Source organism: Rhodopseudomonas sp., assembly GCF_013377015.1.
GTDB lineage: Bacteria > Pseudomonadota > Alphaproteobacteria > Rhizobiales > Xanthobacteraceae > JARJEH01.
Map to the genome: position 1 here is coordinate 1,366,400 of NZ_JACABA010000001.1, position 19,091 is coordinate 1,385,490.

Annotated in this window: 17 protein-coding genes; 14 read left to right on the forward strand and 3 right to left on the reverse strand. The window is 66.2% G+C overall.

Annotation, left to right across the window (positions count from 1 at the left end; translation table 11 throughout):
* Nucleotides 1-4 precede the first annotated feature (4 nt).
* Nucleotides 5-937 carry an amino acid ABC transporter substrate-binding protein gene (locus HXX15_RS06525; RefSeq protein WP_296513893.1) on the reverse strand — a complete coding sequence of 311 codons (933 nt, stop codon included), beginning with the start codon at nt 935-937 and terminating at the stop codon, nt 5-7.
* Between the two features lie 10 nt (nt 938-947).
* A complete protein-coding gene (locus HXX15_RS06530; protein ID WP_296513895.1) occupies nt 948-2,243 on the reverse strand; it encodes a dicarboxylate/amino acid:cation symporter in 1,296 nt (431 codons plus the stop codon).
* 217 nt (nt 2,244-2,460) lie between these two features.
* Between HXX15_RS06530 and HXX15_RS06535 the strand changes: the two genes are divergently transcribed.
* From HXX15_RS06535 to HXX15_RS06570, 8 genes are all read left to right on the forward strand, one after another.
* Entirely contained in the window at nt 2,461-3,462 is a 1,002-nt protein-coding gene (locus tag HXX15_RS06535) for an NADP-dependent oxidoreductase (RefSeq protein ID WP_296513897.1), read from the forward strand.
* Nucleotides 3,463-3,594: 132 nt separating this feature from the next.
* Entirely contained in the window at nt 3,595-4,368 is a 774-nt protein-coding gene (locus tag HXX15_RS06540) for an enoyl-CoA hydratase-related protein (protein ID WP_296513899.1), read from the forward strand.
* Nucleotides 4,369-5,238 carry a xanthine dehydrogenase family protein subunit M gene (locus tag HXX15_RS06545; protein ID WP_296513902.1) on the forward strand — a complete coding sequence of 290 codons (870 nt, stop codon included), beginning with the start codon at nt 4,369-4,371 and terminating at the stop codon, nt 5,236-5,238. It begins immediately after the preceding gene.
* The gene (locus HXX15_RS06550; protein ID WP_296513904.1) at nt 5,235-5,714 is read left to right on the forward strand and encodes a (2Fe-2S)-binding protein; all 480 of its coding nucleotides are present in this window, start codon (nt 5,235-5,237) and stop codon (nt 5,712-5,714) included. The genes HXX15_RS06545 and HXX15_RS06550 overlap by 4 nt, the downstream gene beginning before the upstream one ends.
* The gene (locus HXX15_RS06555) at nt 5,711-6,472 is read left to right on the forward strand and encodes an N-acyl homoserine lactonase family protein (protein ID WP_296513906.1); all 762 of its coding nucleotides are present in this window, start codon (nt 5,711-5,713) and stop codon (nt 6,470-6,472) included. Before HXX15_RS06550 ends, HXX15_RS06555 begins: the two co-directional genes overlap by 4 nt.
* Nucleotides 6,465-8,855, forward strand: a complete 2,391-nt coding sequence (locus HXX15_RS06560) for a xanthine dehydrogenase family protein molybdopterin-binding subunit (protein ID WP_296513908.1) — start codon at nt 6,465-6,467, stop codon at nt 8,853-8,855. Before HXX15_RS06555 ends, HXX15_RS06560 begins: the two co-directional genes overlap by 8 nt.
* A gap of 10 nt (nt 8,856-8,865) precedes the next feature.
* The gene (locus HXX15_RS06565) at nt 8,866-9,621 is read left to right on the forward strand and encodes an SDR family oxidoreductase (protein WP_296513910.1); all 756 of its coding nucleotides are present in this window, start codon (nt 8,866-8,868) and stop codon (nt 9,619-9,621) included.
* Between the two features lie 12 nt (nt 9,622-9,633).
* Nucleotides 9,634-11,169 (forward strand): class I adenylate-forming enzyme family protein, encoded by a 1,536-nt coding sequence (locus tag HXX15_RS06570; protein WP_296513912.1) that lies wholly within the window; start codon nt 9,634-9,636, stop codon nt 11,167-11,169.
* Between the two features lie 16 nt (nt 11,170-11,185).
* Here HXX15_RS06570 and HXX15_RS06575 read toward each other — a convergent pair whose 3' ends face one another.
* Nucleotides 11,186-12,229: a helix-turn-helix domain-containing protein gene (locus HXX15_RS06575; protein WP_296513914.1), complete on the reverse strand. Its 1,044-nt coding sequence runs from the start codon at nt 12,227-12,229 to the stop codon at nt 11,186-11,188.
* Nucleotides 12,230-12,499: 270 nt separating this feature from the next.
* On the opposite strand from HXX15_RS06575, the gene HXX15_RS06580 reads away from it, so the two are divergent.
* From HXX15_RS06580 to HXX15_RS06605, 6 genes are all read left to right on the forward strand, one after another.
* A complete protein-coding gene (locus HXX15_RS06580) occupies nt 12,500-13,678 on the forward strand; it encodes an ABC transporter substrate-binding protein (protein ID WP_296514874.1) in 1,179 nt (392 codons plus the stop codon).
* Between the two features lie 205 nt (nt 13,679-13,883).
* The gene (locus tag HXX15_RS06585) at nt 13,884-14,744 is read left to right on the forward strand and encodes an IclR family transcriptional regulator (RefSeq protein ID WP_296513917.1); all 861 of its coding nucleotides are present in this window, start codon (nt 13,884-13,886) and stop codon (nt 14,742-14,744) included.
* A gap of 206 nt (nt 14,745-14,950) precedes the next feature.
* Nucleotides 14,951-16,156: a CoA transferase gene (locus HXX15_RS06590; RefSeq protein ID WP_296513920.1), complete on the forward strand. Its 1,206-nt coding sequence runs from the start codon at nt 14,951-14,953 to the stop codon at nt 16,154-16,156.
* 16 nt (nt 16,157-16,172) lie between these two features.
* A complete protein-coding gene (locus HXX15_RS06595; protein WP_296513922.1) occupies nt 16,173-17,339 on the forward strand; it encodes an acyl-CoA dehydrogenase family protein in 1,167 nt (388 codons plus the stop codon).
* A gap of 5 nt (nt 17,340-17,344) precedes the next feature.
* Nucleotides 17,345-18,616: an acetyl-CoA hydrolase/transferase C-terminal domain-containing protein gene (locus HXX15_RS06600; protein WP_296513924.1), complete on the forward strand. Its 1,272-nt coding sequence runs from the start codon at nt 17,345-17,347 to the stop codon at nt 18,614-18,616.
* 28 nt (nt 18,617-18,644) lie between these two features.
* Nucleotides 18,645-19,091 (forward strand): MaoC family dehydratase (locus HXX15_RS06605; protein WP_296513926.1); only part of this gene is annotated, 447 nt, incomplete at its 3' end.

The window sequence follows — 19,091 nt, forward strand, 5'->3', positions numbered from 1 at the left end:
GCGCTTAATTGCTCGCCCCCTGGGTCGCGTCCAGCACCTTGAAGCTTTCTTCCAGCTGCGGCGAGATCGCAACGTTGAGCTTCTCGCCGGTCGGCAGCCGCGCCACGAACCATTTCTGATACAGCGGAATCAGGTCGTGATTGGTGGCGAGCTTGCGAAAGGTGCGTTCGACCACTGCGGCGAGCTGCGGCTCGCCTTTGCGGAACATGATCCCGTAGGGGTCGTAGGACAGATAATCGCCGGTGACGCGAAAGCGGTCCTGCGCCTTGTGCCGCGCGATCAGGCCGTAGAGCAGGATGTCGTCGGTGGCGAAGGCATCGGCCTTGCCGTCCGCCAGCATCTGGAACGATTGCTCGTGATCGGCGCCGACCAGGATATTGAGGCCGAGCGCGAATTTCATATCGAGGTTGCGGATCGCCTGCTCGTTGGTGGTGCCCTTGGTCACCACGATGGTCTTGGCCTTGAAATCGGTCGGCACCGACGCTTTGGAATCCTTCGACACCATCAGCTTAGTGCCGGCGACGAACATCAGCGGCGAGAACGCGACCTGCCTGGCGCGGTCGGCATTCGCGGTGGTCGAGCCGCATTCTAGATCAATCTTGTTCTGCAACACCGCCGGAATGCGGCTGTCGGAGGTGACCTTGACGTATTCGATTCGGAGCGCCGGATCGTCGACCTCGACCCCGATCTCGTCGACCACCGCTTCGCACAGCTCGAGGCTGTAACCGATCGGCCGGCCGGCCTGATCCATGAACGAAAACGGCGGCGAACTTTCGCGATAGCCGAGCCGCACCACATGGCTGTTCTTGATGGCGGCGAGCGTCGGACTGAGACCCTCGCCGGAGGTCGGCGTCTGGGCCGACGCGACCGTGGTCAGCAGGCTCGCCGCAAGCAGCACCACGGCTGCCTGCCGCCATCGGCTCGGAGATCGGGGCATCGGTCTGCCTTTAGGCGTTCTGCATGCCGGGCAATTCGCCCGGAATCAAATCGGGAGGCACGATATCCTCCGGACCGAGCGGATGCTCGGGCGCGAGTTCACCCTCCCATTTGGCCACCACCGAAGTGGCCAGCGAATTGCCAATCACGTTGGTGGCGCTGCGTCCCATGTCGAGGAAAGTGTCGATGCCCATGATCATCAACAGCCCGGCCTCCGGGATGTTGAACTGGCCGAGCGTTGAGGCAATCACCACCAGTGAGGCACGTGGCACGCCGGCGACACCCTTCGACGTGATCATCAAGGTTGCCAGCATCGCGAACTGTGTGCCGAGCGACATTTCGATGTGGTAGGTCTGGGCGATGAAGATGCTGGCGAAGGTGCAATACATCATCGTGCCGTCGAGATTGAACGAATAGCCGAGCGGCAGCACGAAGCTGGAAATCCGCGGCGAGGCGCCGAACCGATTGAGCCCTTCCAGCGTCTTCGGATAGGCCGCCTCCGAACTCGCGGTCGAGAACGCGATCATCAGCGGCTCGCGGATCAGCTTGAGCAAGTGGCTGTATCTCGGCCCGATCACGATGAAGCCGACCACCACCAGGATCGCCCACAGGATCGCCAGCGACAGATAGAAGCCGCCCATAAACACGATCAGCTTCCACAGCACGCCGAGGCCGTTCTTCGACACCGTGGCCATGATAGCCGCCCACACCGCCAGCGGCGCGAACAGCATCACATAGCCGGTGACCTTCAGCATGATGTGACCGAGATCGTCGATCAGCTTCAGCATCAGCTTGGAGCGTTCCGGCATCGCGCCGAGCGCCACCGAGAAGAACACCGCGAACACCACGATCTGCAGGATCTCGTTCTGCGCCATCGCGTCCGCGATCGAGGTCGGAATCAGGTGGGTGAGGAATTTCTCGATCGAGAACGCCGACACCGGCAGGCCCGTCGATTGCGCCTTATCGGGCAGCGTGCCGGGAAAGTTGGCGCCGGGCTGCAGCAAATTGACCATCACCAGGCCGAGCAGCAGCGACACGAACGAGGCGCTGACGAACCAGCCCATGGTCTTGGCGAAAATTCGCCCGAGCCGCGCGCCGCTGCCCATATGGGCGATGCCGCCGACCAGGGTCGCGAACACCAGCGGCGCGATGATCATCTTGATCAGCCGCAGGAACAGCATCGCGATCAGGTTGACGTCGGCCGCGATCTCGACGCGGCTGTCCGGAAGCAGATTGAACACCAAAGTGCCCATCACGATGCCGAGCGCCATCGCGATCAAGATGTATTGCGTAAACCTGTTTGACATTGCGAACTCCGCGGACGCTGACTTGCGTGAGTGTGTCAGATTTCAAACATGACGCAACTCATCGCAGGACGTTCTGTCGCTGTGCGCTGCACTATCTTCGTGAAATGTTCTCGTTGCAGCGCAGTCGTGCCCCGACTAGCGTAACGATGAGGCACAGAAACTATGCAGTTGATCGTTTTCAGTGCGATCAACTTCAAACAACACTCAGGGGAAGCGCGTGAACGACGATATCAATCGCCAAGTATTGTTGGTGGAGAAGCCGACCGGAAAGCTCGGGCCCGAGCATTTCAAGATGTCGGAAGCGCCGATCCCCGAGCCGAAGGACGGCGAGGCGCTGCTGCGGGTCCGCTACATCTCGCTCGATGCGGCCAACCGCGCCTGGATGCACGGCGCGACCTATCGCGCCGCGGTTGAGGCCAATACGGTGATGGCCGGCGGCGGCATCGGCGAAGTGATCGTGTCGAAGGCGCCGGGACTTTCTCCGGGCGACATCGTGTTCGGCGACACCGGCTGGCAGGATTACGCCGCGGTGCCGGCGAAACATCTCAGCAAGATGCCGAAGATCGAACCGATGACGCATCTGCTCAGCGTCTACGGCATCGCCGGGCTCACCGCCTATTTCGGCCTGCTCGACGTCGGCAAGCCGAAACCCGGCGAGACCGTGGTGGTCTCGGCCGCGGCCGGATCGGTCGGCTCGATCGTCGGCCAGATCGCCAGGATCAAGGGCTGCCGCGTCGTCGGCATCGCCGGCGGCAAGGACAAGTGCGACTGGCTGACCCGCGAACTCGGCTTCGACGCCGCGGTCGACTACAAGGACGGCGCTTTGTTCAAGGCGCTGAAGGCGGCGGCGCCGAACGGCATTGACGTCTATTTCGACAATGTCGGCGGCGACATTCTGGAAGCCTGCCTGGCGCAGATGAATCTGCGCGGACGGATCGCCTGCTGCGGGGCGATCTCGCAATATGACGGCGCGCCCTCGGCCACCGGCCCGCGCGGCGTGCCCGGACTGATCGTGGTGAAGCGGCTGATCATGCAGGGCTTCATCGTGATGGACTACATGGACCAGCGCGACCGCGCGCTGGCCGAGCTGCAATCCTGGGTCGCCTCCGGCAAACTCAAGGTGCAGGAGGATGTGATCGACGGGCTGGAGAATACGCCGCAGGCGCTGATCGGATTGCTGGCCGGCGAGAATCGCGGCAAGCGCATGGTCAAGCTGTAGTGTTCCGCGCGAAGCTTCGCTTGACGGACCGCGCCGCCTAAGTCTACTTATGCAAGTCACATCGCCCGGCCGATCCGGGCGATGTCGTGATACTGCGACTGCCGGAAAGGCGGCGCCCAACAAGGGTAGGGAATGCCGGACATCCTCATCTCCCGACAGGACGGCGTCGCGCTGGTCAGCCTCAACCGGCCCGAGTTGCGCAATGCCGTGACCCTGGCGATGTGGCGCGACCTAGCGTCGGTTTTTGCCGATCTCGGTCGCGACGCCGACGTCCGCGCCGTGGTGCTGTCGGGCGCGGGAGCTGACTTCAGCGTCGGCGCCGACATTTCCGAATTCGACCGCATCAGGGACAACAAGCAGCAAAGCGCGGACTACGAGATCGCGGTCGACGCCTGCTCGGCGGCGATTGCCGATCTGGCCAAGCCGGTGATCGCAGCGATTTCCGGCTATTGCCTGGGCGGCGGTTGTCATCTGGCGCTGGCCTGCGATTTCCGCTTCGCCAGTCCCACGGCGCTGATCGGGATTCCGTCGGCCCGGCTCTCGATCGTCTATGGGGTGAACAGCGTGCAGCGACTGCTGGCACTGGTCGGGATCGCCAATGCCAAGCGCCTGCTGTATTCGGCCGACCGCTTAACCGCCGCGCAGGCCCAGGCGATCGGGCTGGTGGACGAGTGCAGCGCCGACGCGGTGGTGGCTGCCGTCGCCTATGCGACGCGGCTCGCCGCCAACGCGCCGCTGTCGATCGCGGGTGCGAAGTTCATCCTCAATGCACTGGCGATGGGCAACGGCGCGCTCGATCTCGCCGCCGCCGCGCGCCTGATCGACCAGGCCTCCGACAGCGAGGATTTTCGCGAAGGCCGCCGCGCCTTCGCCGAGAGGCGGCCGCCCCGCTTCGTGGGGCGCTAGATGAAGCCCGCCGCCTTCGCCTATTGCGCGCCAACCAGCCTCGACGAAGCAGTGCGCGCGCTGCAGGCCGCCGATGGCGACGGCAAGGTGATGGCCGGCGGCCAGTCGCTGATGCCGCTGCTGAACTTCCGGATGACGCGCCCGACCATGGTGGTCGATCTCACCAAAATTCCCGACCTGTCGTTCATCGAACAGCGCGGCGACCGCGTGGCGATCGGCGCGCTGACGCGGCACGCCGATCTGGAATTCTCCGCGCTGATCGCCGAGCGGCTTCCGGTGATGTCGGCGGCGATGCCGCATGTCGCGCATCTGGCGATCCGCAATCGCGGCACCATCGGCGGCAGCCTGTCGCACGCCGATCCGGCCGCGGAGCTGCCGATGCTGGCGGTGTTCTATAGCGCGACAATCCGGGCGCAGGGGCCGGCGGGCCGCCGCGACATCGCGGCCGAGGATTTCTTCGTCTCGGCGCTGGCCACTTGCCTCGACCCCGACGAGATCGTGTTCGAGATCGAATTTCCGGTGCTGGAGACGCACACCGGCTGGGCGTTCGAGGAAGTGTCGCGCCGGTTCGGCGATTTCGCGCTGGCCTGCATCGCGCTGTCGATCGAGACCCGCGACGGCGCGATCGTCGACGCGCGGGTCGCGGTGATGGGCGTCGCGGACACGCCGCTGCGGCTGCGCGACGCCGAACAGGCGCTGCTCGGCGCGCGCGGCGACGCTGCCGCCGCGTTCGGCGCAGTGGTGCGCGGCTGCGTGGCGCCCAACAGCGACATCCACGTTTCGGCCGACTACCGGCGCGCCCTGATCGGCGCGCTCGCCGAGAAGGCCTTCACCCGCGCCTGGCAGCGCGCCGCGGGAGGGCCGAAATGACCATCGATATCACCGTCACCATCAACGGACGCCTCTATCGCGCCAGCGTCGAGCCGCGACTGCTGCTGTCAGATTTCCTCCGCGACACGCTCGGGCTGACCGGCACCCATGTCGGCTGCGAGCACGGCGTGTGCGGCGCCTGCACCGTCATCATCGACGGCGACAGCGTGCGCTCCTGCCTGACGCTGGCGGTGCGCGCCGATGGCGCGACGATCACCACGGTCGAGGGCCTCGGCACGCCGGAGCAGCTCAACGCGCTGCAGCACCAGTTTCGCGAATGCCACGGATTGCAATGCGGCTTCTGCACCCCCGGCATGCTGATGACCGGCATGGATCTGCTGAAGAAATACCCGCTGGCGACCGACGACCAGATTCGCGAGGGGCTGTCCGGCAATCTGTGCCGCTGCACCGGCTATCAGAACATCGTGGCCGCGATCCGCGCCGCCGCCGCATTGCGAAACGAGACCACGCCATGAAGCTGCATTTCCTATCCGCCGGCCGTATCCGGATGCGCAAGAGCATCTACGACAAGAGCGCCGATCGCAGCGAGACCTTCGAGGCGCCGGTCTCGAGCGCGCTGATCCGCCACAGCCAGGGCAATGTGCTGTTCGACACCGGATGCCATCCCTCGGTGGTGGACAACGCCGAGGAACGCTGGGGGCCGCTGGCGAAAGTCATGGTGCCGGTGATGCGCGCGGAGGAGACGCTGCTGCCGAGCCTGGGCGGCGTCGGGCTGCAGCCCGACGACATCGACGTGATCGTGTGTTCGCATTTCCATCCCGATCACTGCGGCTGCAACGCCTTCTTCAGGAAGGCGACGGTGCTGGTGCATGCCAACGAAATGGAGGCCGCGACCGGGCCCGGCGCCGAAGCCGCCGGTTACATGCGCGCCGACTGGGACCATGGCCAGCCGACCGAACTGGTGCATGCCGAAAAAGATGTGTTCGGCGACGGCCGCCTGGTGCTGGTCCCGCTGCCGGGCCACACCCCCGGCACCATGGGCGCCACCGTCAACCTCGATCGCGATGGCTCGTTTCTGCTGACATCCGACGCGGTCAGCCTGCGCGCCAACCTCGATGCCGACACCGCGCCGCGCAACACCTGGAATGTCGACGCGCTGCTGGCTTCGTTCGCCGAGGTTCGGCGGATAGAACAGGCCGGCGCCACGGTGGTATGCGGCCACGACGACGCGCAATGGCAGAGCCTCCGCAAGGGAGCCGAGGCCTATGAGTAAAGGCGACAGCGTCCAGCCTGCGGACCTGTTGCGACCGCGCCATGTCGGGCAACCGATCCGGCGCACCGAGGATCCGCGACTATTGACCGGCAACGGCGAATACACCGCCGACCGCAAGCCGGATCGCGTGCTGCACGTCGCCTTCCGCCGCAGCGAGCAGGCCCACGCCACCATTGTTGCGATCGATACCGCGCAAGCGCGGGCCGCGCCTGGCGTGGTCGCGGTGTTCACCGCAGAGGACGTCGCAGAGCTCTACAAGCCGATCATTCCGGTGTCGCGGATGGCGAATTACTACGCTACGCCGATCGTCGCGCTGGCCACCGGCAAGGTGCGCTACGTCGGCGAGGCGGTGGTCGCGGTCATCGCCGAGGATCGCTACCTCGCCGAAGACGCGCTGGAGCTGATCGAGATCGACTACGCGCCGCTCGGCGTCGTGACCGATCCGGAAGATGCCGCGGCGGCGGACGCGCCGCTGCTGCACGACGAGGCCGGCACCAATGTACTGGTCGCCCGCGAGTTCAAGAAGGGCGACGCCGCCGCCGACATCGCGGCGGCGCATACCAGCGTGCGCGGCCGATTCCGGATGACCCGCAAGGCGCCGCTGGCGATGGAGCCGCGCAGCTATTGCGCAGAATTCGACGGCAGGCGCGAGGCGATCACGCTGTACACCTCGTCCAACATCCCCGGCATCGTGCGCGACGCGCTAGCGGAATCGCTCGACCTGCCGGGCAGCCGGCTGCGCGTGGTCGCCCCCGACGTCGGCGGCAGCTTCGGCTCCAAGGGCTCGCTGTATCCGGAAGAAATCCTGCTGTGCGTGGCGGCGCGCAAACTGCGCCGCTCGCTGAAATGGACCGCGGACCGGCTCGAGGATATCGCCAGTTCCAGCCAGTCCTTCGCTGAAACGATCGAGGCCGAACTCGGCTTCGACGCCGACGGCGTCGCGGTAGCGCTGCAAGCCGACGTGACCGGCGACGTCGGCGCCTATTCGATCTATCCCTGGACCTGCGCGCTGGAGCCGGTTCAGGTCGTCAGCTTTCTGCCCGGCCCCTACAAGATCAAATCCTATCGCGGCGCGGTGCGCGGCGTCGCCACCAGCAAGCCGCCGACCGGCCCCTATCGCGGCGTCGGCCGACCGATCTCCACCTTCGTCACCGAGCGGCTGATGGACATGGCGGCGAAGGCGCTGGGCATCGACCCGCTGGAGATCCGCCGCCGCAATCTGGTCCGCGACGACGAGTTTCCCTATCGGATCGCCTCCGGCATCATCTGGGACAGGACCGGCTTCGTCGCATGCCTCGACGCCGCGGCGGAGGCGGCGAACTACGCGGCGCTGCGACAGCAACAGGCCGCGGCGCGGGCGGCGGGGCGCTGGTTCGGCATTGGCCTTTCGAGCTACGCCGAACTGACCGGGATCGGCTCGCGGATCGCGGTGGCGCCCGGCATGCCGATCAACACCGGCTCGGAGACCGCCAAGATCCGGATCGATTCCACCGGCGCGATCACCGCGACGTTCGGCGTCGCATCGCACGGTCAGGGCCTGGAAACTACGCTGGCACAGGTGATCGCCGATGATCTCGGCGCAAGGTTCGACGACATTCGCGTGGTCCAGGGCGACAGCGACGGCGTGCCGATGTCGACCGGCACCTATGCGAGCCGCAGCGCGGTGCTCGGCGGCGGCGCCGCCAAACACGCCTCCGTGCTGCTGCGCGAGAAGATCAAGCGCGTCGCGTCGCATCTGCTCGAGGCGGCGGTCGACGATATCGACGTCGCCAATGGCTTTGCCCGGGTGGCCGGCACCGACCGAACGGTCAGCTTCAAGCAGGTGGCGAAGGCGGTTTATTCCGACATGAAGACGCTGCCGGTCGAGGCCCGCGAGGAGCTGGAGGCCAGCTACACCTATGACCCGATCAACGGCACCACCGCCTGCGCCACCCATCTGGCGGCGGTCGAGATCGACCCGGCGAGCTGCTTCGTCAAGGTCCTGAAATACGTCGTCGCCGAGGATTGCGGCCGCATCATCAATCCGATGATCGTCGACGGCCAGGTCCATGGTGGCGTGGCGCAGGGCATCGGCGCCGCGCTCTATGAGGAGATGATCTACGACGACACCGGGCAATTGCTGAGCGCCAGCCTGGTCGACTACGTGATCCCTTCGGCGGTCGAGATCCCCCACATCGACGTCGTCCATATCGAGAGCGAATCCGCGGTGGCGGGCGGCTTTCGCGGCATGGGCGAGGGCGGCACCATCGGCGCGCCGGCGGCGATCGCCAATGCGATCGCGGATGCGCTGGCGCCGCTGGGGATCGACGTGTTCGAGCTGCCGGTCACGCCCGAACGCCTGTTTCGCCTGATCGAAATCGCAAGATCGCAACAACAACAATAAGGACACCACGATGGATATGCATCTGAACGGCAAGGTCGCACTGGTGACGGGCGCCGCCCGCGATGTTGGCCGCGAGATCGCCCTGAGCCTCGCCGCCGAAGGCGCCGCGGTGGCGGTGAACTACAACGGCTCGCATGACGCCGCCGCCGAGGTCGTGGCCGAGATCACCCGGAACGGCGGCAAGGCGATCGCCTACAAGGCCGACGTCGCCGACCTCGCCGCGGTCCAGGCGATGGTCGCCAAGGTGGTCGCCGATTTCGGCGGCCTCAACATCGTCATCAACAATGCGGGCGTGGCGCTGCGCAACCGCTTCGTCGAGACCAAGCCGGAGGAATGGAAGCGGCAGATCGACGTCTGCCTGTACGGCGCGATCCATGTCTCGCAGGCGGCGGCGCCGCATCTGGAAAAGGCCGGCGACGGCCGCATCATCGCGATCGTCGGCGATTCGTCGCGGGTCGGCGAATCCGGGCTGGCGATCGTCGGCGCCGCGCGCGCCGGCGTGATCGTGCTGATGAAATCGCTGGCGCGCGAATTCGGCCGGTTCGGCACCACCGCCAACACGCTGGCGCTCGGCCTGATCGAGACCGCGCACGACCGCGCCTGGGTCGACGCCAACCGCGACAAGTTGACCAAGCTGTATCCGCTGCGCCGGCTCGGCATGCCGGCCGACATCGCCCCGATGGTGACGCTGCTGTCGTCGAAGCATGGCGGCTGGATCACCGGCCAGGTGATCAGCATCAGCGGCGGCTTCAGCATGGTCGGATAGCCAGGAGGAACGATGCTTCACACCGACATCATCGCGCCGATCTCCAGCCTGCTGGAACGGCACCGCACTGAACGCCCCGACAAGGTGGCGTATTGGGACAGCGCGCGATCCGTGACCTACGCGCAGCTCGCCGAGCGCACCGCGTCGATCGCGGCGGGCCTTGCCGCGATCGGCCTTTCCGAGGGCGACCGGCTGGCGATCTATTTGCCGAACAGCGTCGACTGGATCGAGACCTGCCTCGCCGGCCTGCGAGCCGGCGCGGTGATCGTGCCGATCAGCTACGACGCTGCCGAGGGCGAGATCGCCTATCGGCTCGCCGACGCCGATTGCCGCACCGTGGTCACCACGCCGGCGCGGCAGGCGCTGGTCGGCAAGCTCGCCACCGGCCTTGGTCATCCACTGGCGATGGTGTTGACGGCAGCGGACAGCGCCGCAACGACGCTCGATAGCCTGGCGACGGGCGCGTCCGGCGCGCCGCGCGATCCGACCGACATCGATCGCACCTCCTTCATCATCTACACTTCCGGCACCACCGGACGGGCCAAGGGCGTGCTGCTGTCGGTGCGCGGCATGCTGTGGATCACCGCGGCATGCTGGGCGCCGATTCTCGGCCTCAACGAGGCCGACGTGGTGCTGTCGCCGCTGCCGCTGTTCCATTCCTATGGCCTCAATCTCTCGGTGCTCAGCGTGCTGGCGGTCGGCGCCAGCGAACACATCATGGAAAAGTTCTCGCCGCAGCAGGCGCTCGAGCTGCTGCAGACCGGCAACTACTCGGTGTTTCCCGGCGTGCCAACCATGTTCCACTATCTGCTGCAGCGCGCGCAGGAGTCCGGGATCGAGCGGCTGGGCAAGACGCGGATGTGTTTTTCCGCCGGCGCCATCCTGCCGGCGACGCTGAACCGGGCGTTCGAGCAGCGCTTCGGCACGCCGCTGATCGACGGCTATGGCATCACCGAGACCTCCACCATGGTGACGGTGAACTGGATGAGCGGCGCCCGGCCGATGGGCTCGTGCGGGCTGCCAGTGCCGGGACTCGCGGTGCGGATCGTCGATCCGGTGACGCTGGTGGACCTGCCGATCGGATCGGAGGGCGAGCTGATCGTGCGCGGCCCCAATCTGATGCAGGGCTATCACAACAAGCCGGCCGAGACCGCGGCGGCGCTGCGGCACGGCTGGTATCACACCGGCGATCTCGCGAAATCTGATCCGAACGGCTATCTGACCATCACCGGCCGGATCAAGGAGCTGATCATCCGCGGCGGTCAGAACATCGCGCCGGCCGAGATCGAGGAGGTGGTGATCCTGCATCCGCAGGTGCTCGACTGCGCCATCGTCGGCGTGCCGCACGCCACGCTCGGCGAGGTGCCGTATCTGTTCGTGGTGGCGCAGGGCGGTGAACTCGACGTCGACTCGCTGCTGACGCATTGCCGCGGCAGCTTGTCGTCCTACAAGATCCCCGAGGCCACCCATATTGTCGCCGAAATTCCGCGCACCGGCTCCGGCAAGATCATGCGGTTCAAGCTGGTCGAGGCGATGAAGCAGACCTGAGCGGCGGCCGGAGGCGTCAGGGCAGCGAGCGCGGTCCGAGCGCGCCGAAGGCTTTCGGGTCATAGCTCAGCCGATACTGCATATCGGCGGCGATGATCGGCTTGTGACACTTGTCGCAGATCACCGAGGCGTGGAAATCGTGACCGCAGCCGAGGTGCCGCAGCAGCAGAGGCGGTTTGTTCTTGGCCAGCCAGCGATCGCCCCAGGCCAGCATGGTGGCGAACGATCCGTACAGATCGCGGCCCATGTCGGTGAGCAGATATTCGTAGCGCTCCGGCGCCTGCTGATAGAGCCGGCGCAGGAACACGCCCTGGCTGACCAGCCGCGACAGCCGGTCGGTCAGGATGTTCGGCGCGATCCCGAGCTCGGCTTGGATCTTGTCGTAGCGGCGGTTGCCGAAAAACGCCTCGCGCACCACCATGAAGCTCCATTTGTCGCCGATGATCTGCAGCGCCCGCGACACCGAGCTCGGCCGTCCCAGCACGAACCGGCTTTCGTCCGAGGCCCGCCTGGTGTTGCGCCCCGGCTTCGACGGCGTGCGGCCGGCGCCGGGGCCGTCGCGATACTCCACTTCCCTGGCGTTGAGCGCGGCGGCGCAGGCCGAGCAGGCGATGATCGGGTGGCTTTCGCAGCCGCATGCCATGTGCACCAGCGTCAGCGGTGGCGGCTTGCCGCCGGCCAGCCAGCGATCGCCGAACTGCATCAGCGCCATGAAACTCGGATAGAGATCGAATCCCATCTTGGTCAGTCGATATTCCTTGCGCTGCGGCACGTGGGTCGCGACCTGACGAAAAATCGCGAGCCGCGTCAGCTTGCGCAGCCGGTCGGTCAGTGTGGCGCGCGGAATGCCGAGCGCGGCGCGGAATGCCTCGAAGCTGTGGGTGCCGAAGAACGCTTCGCGGATGATCAGAAACGCCCAAGCGTCGGACACGATATCCAGCGTGCGCGCCACCGAGCAATTGCGTTCGCCGCGGACCTGGCCGGGGCTGGCGCGCGGCGGTCGTGGCCGCGACGCTGTGCCGCGTCCCGCGGGAAGCTTTGCCGTGGCCAACCGCGTCATGGAGATGGACATCCGCCTTGTCGGACGAGCGTAGCGCGCGCCGGGTTGCATCGATTGTTGTTAGTCATCCGGCATCGCCGTCGGATCAGCGCGTGCACTCTACACCACCAGGATTGACATGAGAAAAAATGTCAGTCTAGTTATGCATGTCAAAAAAAATGGAGCGGAAAATCCGCTCCGCCAAGACCTGGGCGCAGCCCAGGTCAACCAGGGAGGTACACAATGCGAACCGCTCGTCGATCGGCGCTCGCCGTGACGTTGGCCGCCGGCATGGGATTCGGATTGGCAGCCGCGCATGCCGACGGCATATCCGCGAATGTGGTGAAGATCGGCGTGCTGACCGACATGTCCGGTCAGTTCTCGCATGAATCGGGCGAAGGCTCGGTGACCGCCGTCCGCATGGCGATCGAGGATTTCGGCGGCAAGGTGCTCGGCAAGCCGATCGAACTGGTGGTCGCCGACCACCAGAACAAGCCGGACGTCGCCTCGACCATCGCGCGCAAATGGTTCGATGTCGAGAACGTCGACATGATCGCCAATTTGATCAATTCGTCGATCGCGCTGAGCGTCGCCCAGCTCGCCAAGGACAAGGACCGGATTGCGATCGTCAACGGCTCCGGCTCCTCGCGCCTGACCGGCGCCGGCTGCACGCCGAACAGCATCCACTACGCCTACGACACCTATTCGCTGGCCAAGGGCACCGGCGCCGCGCTGATGAAGGCCGGCGGCACCAGCTGGTACTTCCTGACCGCGGACTACGCGTTCGGCCACGCGCTCGAAGCCGATACCACGGCGGTGGTCAAGGCGCTGGGCGGTACGGTGCTCGGCGCCAGCCGCTACCCGATCGAAACTTCGGACCAGTCCTCGTTCCTGCTGCAGGCGCAGGCGTCGAAGGCGAAGGTCATTGGCCTCGCTGGTTCCGGCACGGTGTTCGTCAATGCCGTCAAGGCCGCGCAGGAATTCGGCATCCCGCAGGGCGGCCAGACTCTGGCGGGACTGCTGGTGTGGATCACCGACATCAAGGGCCTTGGGCTGCAGACCGCGCAGGGCCTGGTGCTGACCAATGCCTTCTATTGGGACCGCGACGACGAGACGCGGGCCTGGTCGAAGCGGTTCGCCGAACGGATGAAGCGGATGCCGCATATGGGCGATGCCGGCGACTATTCGTCGACCATGCATTACCTGAAGGCGATCCAGGCCGCCGGCACCGACGACGCCAAGGCGGTGATGGCCAAGATGCGCGAAACGCCGATCAACGACTTCTTCGCCAAGAACGGCCGTATCCGCGAGGACGGCCGCATGGTCCACGACATGTACGTCTATGAGGTCAAGAAGCCGTCGGAATCGAAGGGCGAATGGGACTACTATAAACTTCGCGCCGTGATCCCCGGCGACGAGGCGTTCCGCTCGCTGAAGGACAGCGACTGCCCGCTGGTCAAGAAGGGCTGAGCCCAGCCATCGTGACACCACGGCATTGGGCCGCCGCACCCTGAACGGGCGCGGCGGCCCGTTGCGTTTCGGCGCAGATAGCGCGCAGGGCGGCGATCCGGCGGCGCCGGGCCGGCGTTCAGAAATGCACGTCGTGTTCGCATTATTGACCGCCTTGGACCGCCATGCCATCGTTGCCGCCCGAGGCGACCGCGAAGGCGACCCGATGAGTGCAGCGGACAGACCCAGGCGCACGCAGCAGCCGAGCAAGCAGGCCACCTCGCCGCGCTCGGTGACGCGGCTGGTGCAGATCTTCGACGATCTGTGCTCGCGGCCGACCGGCGCCTCGCTGGCGACGCTGAGCCAGAGCATGGGGATCCCGAAAAGCAGCCTGCTCAACCTGCTGCGCGGGCTGATCGACAGCGGCCACCTTGCCTTCGTCGACGGCCTCTACCAGCTCGGCCCCGAGGCGTTCGGGATGGCGCAGGCGATCATGGCGACACGGCGGTTTCTCGGCTTCGCCGAACTGGCCCGCCCGGTGCTGCGCCAGCTGGTCGAGACCACCCAGGAGACCGCGGTGCTGGCGGTGATGTCCGGCGACAAGAAATCGGCGGTCTATGTCGAGAAGCTTGAAAGCCCGACCGCGATCCGCTTCACCGCGACGGTGGGCGATTCCCGGCCGCTGCTGTGGTCGGCGGTGGGCCGGGTGCTGCTGGCGTTTCAGCTCGACCACTGGCTCAACGAATACATGCGCACCGTGAAGATGGTGCAGCACACGCCGGAAACCGAAATGAACCGCAAGCGGCTGCGCGCTTTGCTCGAAGAGGTGCGGGCCACCCATGTGGCGGTGACCCGCAACCAGGGCACCATGGGCGTGGCCGGCTTCGCGGCGCCGATCTTCGACAGCTCCGGCGTGATCGTGGCGGCGATCGGGCTGGCGGCGCCGACCGAACGCGCGATGGCGCACAGCGCCGAACTGAGCGCCGCCGCCAAGGACGCCGGCGTCGAAATCTCCCGGCTGATGGGCTATCGGCCGTTCATCGTCGACGCCAAGCCGCGCCGCCGCCCGACCGGATTGCCCGGCTGAAATCCCCGACGGTCCCGGCATGCCGCGGTCGCCGTTCCTCCCGTCGCAGCGTTCAATTATGTGAACAGTATCGCAATTTCTGAATTGCAGGACGATCCGAGACCCGCTAGGTTTGTCGCCAACGCATGCCGGTCGGCGACGTCTCGCTGCCGACCTACTCACAACAACCGATCGCCCGGCATCGGCGGTCGGCACAGGGCTGGCTCATGGGACCGCTTCAAGGCATCAGGATCATCGACATGACGTCGGTCCTGATGGGGCCGTTCGCGACCCAGACGCTGGGCGACTATGGCGCCGACGTCATCAAGGTCGAATCGCCCGACGGCGACATCACCAGGCAGATCGGTCCGACGCGGAACCCCGAGATGGGGCCGATCTATCTCAATGCCAATCGCAGCAAGCGCAGCATCGTGCTCGACCTCAAGACCGAGGCCGGCCGCGACGTGCTGCTGCGGCTGGTCGCGACCGCCGATGTGCTGGTCTACAATGTGCGGCCGCAGGCGATGGCGCGGTTGCGGCTCGACTATGCCAGCGTCGCCGCGGTCAATCCGCGGATCGTCTATGCGGGGATGTTCGGCTTCGGCCAGGACGGCCCCTATGCGGCGAAACCGGCCTATGACGATCTGCTGCAGGGCGGCTCCGGCCTGTCGCATCTGATGGGCCGCGCCGGCGACGGCACACCGCGCTACGTGCCGACCGCCCTGGCCGACCGCGTCGTTGGCCTGTCGGCGGTGGGCGCGATCCTCGCCAGCCTGCTGCATCGCGACCGCAGCGGCCGCGGCCAGCGCGTCGATATTCCGATGTTCGAGACCATGGTGGGCTTCGTGCTCGGCGACCATCTCGGCGGCCTGACCTATGAGCCGCCGCTGGATCAGGGCGGCTATGCCCGGCACATGTCGCCGGATCGGCGGCCCTACCGCACCAGCGACGGCTACATCAGCGTCATCGTCTATACCGACAAGCAATGGAGCGGGTTCTTCACCGCGGCCGGGCGCGAGGATCTGCGCAGCGATCCGATGTTCGCCAGCTTTCCGGCGCGGCTCGCCAACATCGACAAGGTCTATGCCGAACTCGGCCGCATCTTCGAGACCCGCCCCACCGCGGAATGGATGGCGCTGCTCGACGCCGCCGACGTTCCGGTGATGCCGATGCACGATCTGCAGAGCGTATTGCAGGATCCGCATCTGGTCGAGACCGGATTCTTCCCGATCGCTGAACATCCGAGCGAAGGTCCGATCCGCAGCATGCGGGTGGCGGCGACCTGGTCGGAGACCCATGCCGAACCGTCGCGGCTGGCGCCGCGCCTCGGCGAGCAGAGCGTCGAGATTCTCGGAGAGGCCGGCTACAGCGCCGACGAGATCGCCCAACTCCTCAGCGACGGCGTGGCGCGCGCCGCGCCGCCGCTTTCATAACGACAGGACCAGACTCATGGATTTTGCGCTCAGCGACAGCCAGGAAGCGATCAGGGACGCGGTGCAGAAGACCTGCGCGCCGTTCGACGACGCCTATTGGCTGAAGAAGGACCGCGAGGGCGGCTTTCCGCACGACTTCCACAAGGCGATGGCGGATGCCGGCTGGCTCGGCATCTGCATTCCGGAACAATTCGGCGGCTCCGGGCTCGGCATCGTCGAGGCGTCGATCATGATGCGCGCCATCTCCGAATCCGGCGCCGGCATGTCGGGCGCCTCGGCGGTGCATATCAACGTGTTCGGACTCAATCCGGTGGTGGTGTTCGGCACCGACGAGCAGCGGATGCGGATGCTGCCGCCGATGATCGCCGGCCGCGAGAAATCCTGCTTCGCCGTCACCGAGCCCAACACTGGGCTCAACACCACGCAGCTGAAAACCCGCGCGGTGGCGAAGAACGACCGCTACATCGTCAACGGCCAGAAGGTCTGGATCTCGACCGCGCAGGTCGCGCACAAGATCCTGCTCTTGGCGCGGACCACGCCGCTCGACGAGGTGAAGAAGCCGACCCAGGGCCTCAGCCTGTTCTACACCGATTTCGACAAGCAGCGCGTCAAGGTCCACGAGATCGAGAAGATGGGCCGCAAGGTGGTCGACTCCAATGAATTGTTCTTCGAGGATTTCGAGATTCCGATGGAAGACCGGATCGGCGAGGAAGGCCGCGGCTTCGAATATATCCTGCACGGCATGAATCCCGAGCGGATACTGATCGCCGCCGAAGCGGTCGGGCTCGGCAGACTGGCGCTGAAGAAGGCCACCGACTACGCCAACAGCCGGATCGTGTTCAACCGCCCGATCGGCAAGAACCAGGCGATCCAGCATCCGCTGGCGAAGAACTGGATGGAGCTGGAGGCGGCGTGGCTGATGGTGCTGTCGGCGGCCTGGCAATACGACAACAACCTGCCCTGCGGCGCCGCCGCCAACGCGGCGAAGTACCTCGCGGGTGAGGCCGGCTTCCAGGCCTGCGAGCAGGCGGTGATGACCCATGGCGGCTTCGGCTACGCCAAGGAATATCATGTCGAGCGCTATCTGCGCGAAGTACTGATCCCGCGGATCGCTCCGATCAGCCCGCAGCTGGTCCTCAGCTTCATCGCCGAGAAAGTCCTCGGCCTGCCGAAATCCTATTGAGCGGCATGACGCCGGTCGACGACCTCGATTTCGCCGGCCTGATCAGGGCCGGCGATATCGTGGTCTGTGGCCAAGCCACCGCGGAGCCGCGGACGCTGACGCAGGCGCTGGTGGCGCAGAAGCATCTGCTGCCGCCCTGCACGATCATCATCGGTCCGCTGTTCTCCGACAGCTTCGCGCCGGACAAATCCGCCGGCCTGCAATTCGAAAGCTACGGCGTGATCGGCGCCGCGCGGGCGCTGGCGAAATCCGGCCAGCTCGACATCATCACCAGTCACTACAGCGCGTTCTGTGCCGATTTCGCCAGCGGCCGGCATCGCGCCGATGTGGTGCTGCTACAATTGTCGTCGCGCGCGCCGGAGCGCGGATTGAACCTTTCGCTGTCGAACGACTATGTGGGCGCCGCCGCGGCCCGTGCGCGCTGCGTGATCGCCGAACTCAATCCGGATGCGCCGTGGAGCTTCGGCGCGGAGTGGCCGGCGGGTCGCGAGCCGGACATCAGCGTCGCGGCGACGCTGCCGCCGCTCGAACTGGCGTCCGGCGCCGGCGACGCGGTGGCGCAACGGATCGCCCAGCATGCCGCCACGCTGATCCCGGACGGCGCCACATTGCAATTCGGCGTCGGCACCATTCCGGACGCGATCCTGGCGGGGCTGCGGCATCTGCGCGGCCTCGGCATCCATTCCGGGCTGATCAACGACGCGGTGGTCGAGCTGATCGACTGCGGCGCCGTCAGCAACAGCCGCAAGGGCATCGACGACGGCGTCAGCATCACCAATCAGTTGATCGGCACCAGGCGGCTGTACGACTTCGCGCATCTGAACCCGGCGGTGGCGGTGCGGCCGGCGTCCTACACCCACGCCCATGGCGTGCTGGCGCGGATCAGCCGGCTGGTGGCGATCAATTCGGCGCTCGAGGTCGGGCTCGACGGCAGCGTCAACGCCGAGACCATCGACGGCATGGCGATCGGAGCGATCGGCGGCCAGGTCGATTTCGTCCGCGGCGCCAACGCCTCGGCCGGCGGCCGGGCGATCATCGCGCTGCCGTCGACCACCGCCAAGGGCCGCAGCCGGATCGTGCCGCGGGTCGAGACCGTCACCACCACGCGCGGCGACGTCGACGCCGTGGTCAGCGAATGGGGCGTCGCCGAACTGCGCGGCCACAGCCTCACCGAGCGGGCGCTGCGGATGATCGCGATCGCGGCGCCGCAGCACCGCGACGAATTGAGCCGGGCGGCGCACGCGATGGCGCGGCCGTCGGCGCGAACGGATATTTGATTCAATGCCAACCAGGAAAGGACACGACATGGCAGGATTGTATTTCGAGGAATTCGAGGTCGGCCGGGAATATCACCATGAATTCAGCCGCACCGTCACCGAGATGGACAACACCATGTTCAGCCTGCTGACGATGAATCCGCAGCCGCTGCATATCGACGCGCATTTCTCCGAGAACACCGAATTCGGCCAGCGGCTGTTCAACAGCCTGTACACGCTCGGGATCATGATCGGGATGAGCGTCTACGACACCACGCTCGGCACCACGATCGGCAATCTGGGCATGACAGACGTCAAGTTTCCGAAGCCGGTGTTTCACGGCGACACCCTGAAGTCGCACACCAAGATCATCTCCAAGCGCGCCAGCAAATCGCGCCCGACCCAGGGCATCGTCGAATTCGAGCACACCGCCACCAACCAGCGCGGCGAGGTGGTGGCGAGCTGCCGCCGCACCGGGCTGATGCACTGCAAGCCG